Raw genomic sequence first — 653 nt, 5'->3', positions numbered from 1 at the left:
GCCATGCACGCAGCGAACCACCCGCACACCACGCACCTGTGCGAGAGCGTGTGGGACGTCGACCCGATCAAGGTCACGAACAACCGCCCAGTGGGCCTGGTATGGCTGTCGCCGGACTGTAAGCATTTTTCCAAGGCCAAAGGCGGAAAGCCGGTCGAGAAGCGTATCCGTGGCCTTGCCTGGGTAACGCTGCGCTGGGCGGCCAAATGCAAGCCGCGCGTGATCATGCTGGAAAACGTCGAGGAATTCAAAACGTGGGGCCCGCTGCTGGTCGAGGCCGACGGCAGCGCTAAGCCGGACCCGGCGAAGAAGGGCAAGACCTTCGACAGCTTCATTCGCCAGTTGCGTGCGCACGGCTACACCGTCGACTACCGCGAAATGCGCGGCTGCGACCACGACACGCCCACCATCCGCAAGCGCTTCTTCCTGGTGGCGCGCCGTGACGGCATCGCCATCAAATGGCCAGAACCAACGCATGGCGCGCCCGGCAGCATCGGCGTGCGTGCGGGCAAGCTGCTGCCGTACCGCACGGCGGCCGAGTGCATCGACTTCAGCCTGCCGTGCCCGTCAATCTTCGAGCGCGACAAGCCACTGGCGCCGGCCACGCTACGCCGCATCGCCAAGGGCATCATGCGCTATGTGGTCGATGCGGC

Annotated in this window: 1 protein-coding gene; it reads left to right on the top strand. The window is 65.2% G+C overall.

Translation table 11 applies throughout. The features are described 5' to 3' along the window. The coding region (locus K0F85_RS26725) for a DNA cytosine methyltransferase (protein ID WP_219118874.1) at positions 1–653 on the top strand (653 nt) is incomplete at both ends.

Source organism: Janthinobacterium sp. UMAB-56 (assembly GCF_900095265.1).
GTDB lineage: Bacteria > Pseudomonadota > Gammaproteobacteria > Burkholderiales > Burkholderiaceae_D > Janthinobacterium.
This window is presented reverse-complemented; position numbering and strand designations above follow the sequence as displayed.